At 36.7% G+C, this 4,785-nt stretch carries 8 protein-coding genes and 1 pseudogene; 7 read left to right on the top strand and 2 right to left on the bottom strand.

Going from position 1 to position 4,785, the window contains the following annotated elements:
* The 5 genes from A5N85_RS17515 to A5N85_RS02465 all read left to right on the top strand — a co-directional run.
* Positions 1-126: IS630 transposase-related protein (locus A5N85_RS17515; protein WP_428843247.1), on the top strand; the 126-nt coding region annotated here is incomplete at its 5' end.
* Positions 126-248, top strand: a complete 123-nt coding sequence (locus tag A5N85_RS16385; RefSeq protein WP_218564806.1) for a transposase — start codon at positions 126-128, stop codon at positions 246-248. The genes A5N85_RS17515 and A5N85_RS16385, both read left to right, overlap by 1 nt.
* A 24-nt stretch (positions 249-272) precedes the next feature.
* Positions 273-614, top strand: coding sequence for a transposase (locus A5N85_RS02475; protein ID WP_072575823.1), 342 nt, complete (start codon positions 273-275; stop codon positions 612-614).
* Positions 615-1,355, top strand: coding sequence for a substrate-binding periplasmic protein (locus tag A5N85_RS02470; protein WP_072575822.1), 741 nt, complete (start codon positions 615-617; stop codon positions 1,353-1,355).
* 121 nt (positions 1,356-1,476) lie between these two features.
* Positions 1,477-1,932 carry a hypothetical protein gene (locus A5N85_RS02465; protein ID WP_072575821.1) on the top strand — a complete coding sequence of 152 codons (456 nt, stop codon included), beginning with the start codon at positions 1,477-1,479 and terminating at the stop codon, positions 1,930-1,932.
* Between the two features lie 57 nt (positions 1,933-1,989).
* On the opposite strand, the gene A5N85_RS02460 is transcribed toward A5N85_RS02465, so the two are convergent.
* Positions 1,990-2,589 (bottom strand): glutathione S-transferase N-terminal domain-containing protein, encoded by a 600-nt coding sequence (locus A5N85_RS02460; protein ID WP_072575820.1) that lies wholly within the window; start codon positions 2,587-2,589, stop codon positions 1,990-1,992.
* Positions 2,590-2,647: 58 nt separating this feature from the next.
* Complete coding sequence (locus A5N85_RS02455) at positions 2,648-3,631, bottom strand: malate dehydrogenase (protein WP_072575819.1); 984 nt, start codon at positions 3,629-3,631, stop codon at positions 2,648-2,650.
* A 168-nt stretch (positions 3,632-3,799) separates the two neighbouring features.
* Between A5N85_RS02455 and A5N85_RS02450 the strand changes: the two genes are divergently transcribed.
* Positions 3,800-4,291: a hypothetical protein gene (locus A5N85_RS02450; RefSeq protein WP_072575818.1), complete on the top strand. Its 492-nt coding sequence runs from the start codon at positions 3,800-3,802 to the stop codon at positions 4,289-4,291.
* Between the two features lie 85 nt (positions 4,292-4,376).
* A pseudogene (locus A5N85_RS02445) lies at positions 4,377-4,785 on the top strand (proline--tRNA ligase); the annotation flags it as partial.

The following is a 4,785-nucleotide window of genomic DNA, read 5'->3' as shown; positions in this document are numbered from 1 at the left end:
CGTTTTAATTGCTCGCAATCAGCGATTTGTTATGCTCTAAAGCGACTAAAGATAACGCATAAAAAAAGATTAACCAACATCCAAAAGCCGACACAGAGAAAAGAGAACACTTTCAAGAACAAATAGTGGATAAGACCGCTCAAGACAAACCGATAGTCTATCTTGATGAATGTGGTTTTAAAGCCTTTGATCATAGACCTTATGGCTACAGCACAAAAGGACAAGTTTGTCATGGAAGTGATAACTAGCATTTAAAGAACCAGAGCAATGCGATTGGAGCCATTATCAATGGAGAATTGTTTGCCTTACGCTTATATGATGGTTCTATTAACAGCGATATTTTCTCTCATTGGGTGAGAGAAGCACTGTTACCTGAGTTACCTAAAAACAGTGTAATTGTCATGGACAATGCCGCTTTTCATAAACGCAGTGATATTCAAGCAATCATTGAAGAGCATGGGCATGAGATAGTTTGGTTACTCCCTTATAGTCCAGACTTAAATCCTATTGAAAAGATGTGGGCTTGGATTAAGCAAATACGCAAAGAATGGCGGATGGATTGTATTGATACTTTATTCTTTTATCTGCTTTGGATTGGGTTGGGTTTTAGATGATTGCACTATAAATCTAGTAGCACCGAAATAAAAGAAACAAAAGTTACAACTTCGGCTCCTACATTTAAAGTACTTTCTTATATTTATACGCCATTTGTAGAGCGTGATGAACAAGGCAATATTGGTGGCTTTGAAACAGATATTTTAAGAGCTATTGCGGCTAATCAAAATATTCAACTAAATTTCTCTTTGGCAAGTGCACAAACGCCTTGGAGTACGATGTTCGATATGTTGGCTGATAAGCAAGAAGACTTGCTTTCGGCAGGAATGTATGCAAATGATGAGAGACGCAAACGCTTTGATATTAGCGATCCTTATATGAAGAGTCAATTTGCCTTTTTAGCAAAAGGTCAACCTGTAAATACTCTAGAAGATTTAAAAGGCAAAAAGCTCGCGCTCATGGAGAATTCTATTGCCTATCGTGAAATTGAGCCATTAGCTCAAGACAATAATATTACGATTGTTCCTATAAAATCTGTTTATTCAGGTGTTTCTAGTGTCATTCGGGGAGATGCAGATGTTATTTATGGTGACCAAGTCGTTTTAGCTTATTATGCTAACCGCTTTAATAAAGATAAGCTCTTTTTTCATGTAAATGAGTCTGCTAAAAAATATCATTTTGCTTTTTTGATAACCAAAGGTAATACTGAGCTATTAAACAAAATTAATGTAGGTCTAGCAGCAATTAAAGAGGATGGAACTTTACAGCAAATTATTGATAAATGGACTAAGGTTAAATAAGTTTACTGTTGGAATATAATATTTTTAAGTATCTTTAATTGGAAAATATAGCGAGTAAGAATATTCTTAAATATTGTCATTTAAAATGGACTAACATATTGTTAATCACACAAAAATTTTTATGAGGAATAAAAAACTGCTTTATCGAAAAGTCAATACGCGAACTTTCAATGTTCGTCATGATTTTGGTGGAGAATTTAAAAATGAACGACACGCCAAGAGAGAACATCTAACAACAAGTAAGGGGAAGATGTATTGCAAAAAGCAAAGAGGATTAGATTACACGCCTCTGTATCATTTTCTCCTTTCAAAAGTTGGTCAAAAATGGGATATCATTTTTAGTGAAGCTAAATCACGTTTAGATAGAGTGGAACCTATATTCCATATAGTCGCTTTGAATAGTCTTGATAAACATGATGTTGTCAGAGTGGGAGAGTCTTCCTATTTTTCAGGCTTATTTGTAGATGAACAAGGGATTTTACAACTATGCAATCCTAATCTTACCGCAAAAGATTTAAGCCTTTTTTGTAATTGTTGTACACATACATTGAATGGAAAAATTTTTGAGAGCAAATGAGTAAGTTAATATTTATAGAAATATTTTCTCTTTTGCTCTCATTGCGTTGAAGATTTTTTAGCAATCACTTAAAGTTTTTGGATAGTTTGGCATTGATTCTAAACTGGTTTTTTTCATAATCGGCTTTTCTAAAAACTGTTTGAAAGCAAGTTGATTTTGAGAGCTTAGGTATTTTTTAAGTAATTCTGGTTCTCTAGAAATGAACTCAAAAGCAACTGCAAGACAGTATTGCGACCAATCTTCACTTTCAACGGATAATTGTGGGCTAAGTGGAAGAGCACGTTTGAGTGCTGCAAGGCTTCTTGCAATGTGCGGATGAGGAATTGGTTGTTTGGCATCACCTATGCGATGAATCATTGAAAAATATTTTAGAAATTGATCCATTAAGGCAAGCGCAAAGCTAGCATATTTTGCGGCTTGTGAGCCCCTTAAAATGCTGTCATCAAGATAGTGACAGATAATTAAACTATTAGTGATAGAGACGCCGTCATCAGTTACTAAGTTAGGAACTTGTGAAAAAGGATTTACCATTTCTAGTGATTTTGGATTTTCCCAAGGATTGACAAATTCTAGTTTCAGATGTGTTTTACCACAGCGTAAAGCAGTAATTGTTACTAATCTCGCATAAGGCGAACCTGGGCTGAGATAAAGTTTCATAATAACCTCTCATTTTAGCGTTTCAAAAAAAAGCCCACATAATGTGGGCTTTTGTAATTTATTGTCCGAGTAAGTCTTGAACGGCTTCTCTTTCTTCTCTAAGTTCTTTATCAGTTGCATCCATTTTTTCGCGACTAAAATCGTCAATCTCTAAGCCTTGAACGATTTCATATTTACCATCTTTACAGGTCACTGGATAAGAATAAATAATGCCTGGTTCGATACCATAAGAGCCATCAGAAGGAATACCCATACTGACCCAATCGCCTTCTGCGGTACCTAATGCCCAAGTACGCATATGGTCAATTGCAGCAGATGCTGCTGAAGCTGCTGAAGAAGCTCCACGAGCTTTGATAATAGCTGCACCACGTTGTTGAACAACAGGAATAAAGCTTTCGTTAATCCAAGCGTCATCGACTAAGTCTTTAGCGGCTTTTCCATCAACAGTTGCATGACTTAAATCTGGATATTGTGTAGAAGAGTGGTTACCCCAAATAATCATTTTTTTGATACCAGTGGTATGAGTACCAGTTTTTTCAGCTAGTTGTGATAATGCACGGTTATGGTCAAGACGTGTCATTGCTGTAAATTGTTTAGGATCTAAACCTGGAGCAGATGCTTGTGCAATTAAAGCATTAGTATTGGCTGGGTTGCCTACTACTAATACTTTAACATCACGAGAAGCAAAGTCATTTAAGGCTTTTCCTTGAGGACCAAAAATAGCGCTATTAGCTGCGAGTAGGTCTTTACGCTCCATGCCCGGACCGCGAGGACGTGCGCCAACAAGTAATGCATAATCAGTATCTTTAAAAGCAACACTTAAATCATCGGTGGCAATGATATCTTTTAAGAGCGGAAAAGCGCAATCGTTTAATTCCATGACAACGCCTTTTAAAGCATCAAGAGCAGGGGTGATTTCTAAGAGTTGTAAAATGATAGGTTGATCTGGACCTAGCATATCCCCCGCAGCTATCCGAAATGCCATGGCATAACCAATATTACCAGCAGCGCCAGTAATAGTTACACGGACTGGATTTTTCATCTATTTGCTCCTATTATTTAGTTGGAAAGGTTTTGGTAAGTATAGCAGATAAGTAGAATGTTCCGTGGATTTAGAAAATGCTTTTATTTTTTCGTGCTTTTTTTGTATATGATACGACTTTTTACGATAAAATGCTTTGGACTTAATTGACAAGGAAAGGAATCAATAATGATGAAAAAATCCGCATGGTTAGCAGCTATTATGGCTGTTTGCATGGGCGCTCCTGCTTGGGCAGTGACTGATGGAGAAGCTTCATTAGCCAATCAATTTGTGATTTATAAGTGGTATCAGGGTGGTATTGCTCATTATGCAAAGACACCACCTAGAGATATTAAAAATTATGTCATGCTTAATGAATATGGTATGGTTATTCGTAAGGAACGACCTTCCACAGAAGGCAGTAATACGAATGTCATTCGCCCTGTTAAAGCACAGCAGTCTGAATCAAATATTCAGCAAGATAATACTTCGGAACCTGTACCAGGAACGATTACTAAAGAACAACGCTGTGATACAGCAAGAAAGAATGTTCAGATTATTCAAACGAAAAAGACTATTTATGAGGATGATGGACAAGGAAATTTGGTCCCTCTAAGCGATAGTCAAAAAGCTGAACGCTTACAGCAAGCGCAACAATTAGTATCGGAATTTTGTGAGTGATTATTTGTTTTTCGATTATTAAATTTAGTATTCTTAAAGAGCGTGCTTAGTAGCACGCTCTGGTTTTTCTTAGGTGGTAAATTCTATGCGTCTTTCTCAATTTTGGTTAGTCACACAACGGGAAACTCCTGCTGATGCTGAGATTATTAGTCATCAACTAATGCTTAGAGCGGGAATGATTCGTCAAACAGCTGTAGGCATTTATTCTTGGCTTCCTTTAGGACTAAGAGTAGTTAATAAGGTTGCTAATATTGTTCGTGAAGAAATGAATCGTGCGGGTGCTTTAGAGGTTTTGATGCCATCGGTGCAGCCTGCAGAATTATGGCAATCTTCAGGTCGTTGGAAAGATTATGGTCCAGAATTATTGAGATTTGTTGATCGCCATAAACGTGATTATTGTTTAGGTCCAACGCATGAAGAAGTGGTGACGGATTTAATTAAGCGGGATTTATCTAGCTATAAACAGCTACCTGTTAATGTTTATCAAATTCAAA

This window comes from Suttonella ornithocola (assembly GCF_001889065.1).
Classification (GTDB): Bacteria; Pseudomonadota; Gammaproteobacteria; order Cardiobacteriales; family Cardiobacteriaceae; genus Suttonella_A; species Suttonella_A ornithocola.
The sequence above is the reverse complement of the archived record's forward strand: the minus strand, read 5'-3'. Positions and strand labels throughout refer to the sequence as shown.

Excerpts from the sequence above, each read along its gene's own strand:
- A5N85_RS02465 (WP_072575821.1), top strand. The coding sequence starts at position 1,477 with ATGAGGAATAAAAAACTGCTTTATCGAAAAGTCAATACGCGAACTTTC.
- A5N85_RS02460 (WP_072575820.1), bottom strand. The coding sequence starts at position 2,589 with ATGAAACTTTATCTCAGCCCAGGTTCGCCTTATGCGAGATTAGTAACA.
- A5N85_RS02455 (WP_072575819.1), bottom strand. The coding sequence starts at position 3,631 with ATGAAAAATCCAGTCCGTGTAACTATTACTGGCGCTGCTGGTAATATT.
- A5N85_RS02450 (WP_072575818.1), top strand. The coding sequence starts at position 3,800 with ATGATGAAAAAATCCGCATGGTTAGCAGCTATTATGGCTGTTTGCATG.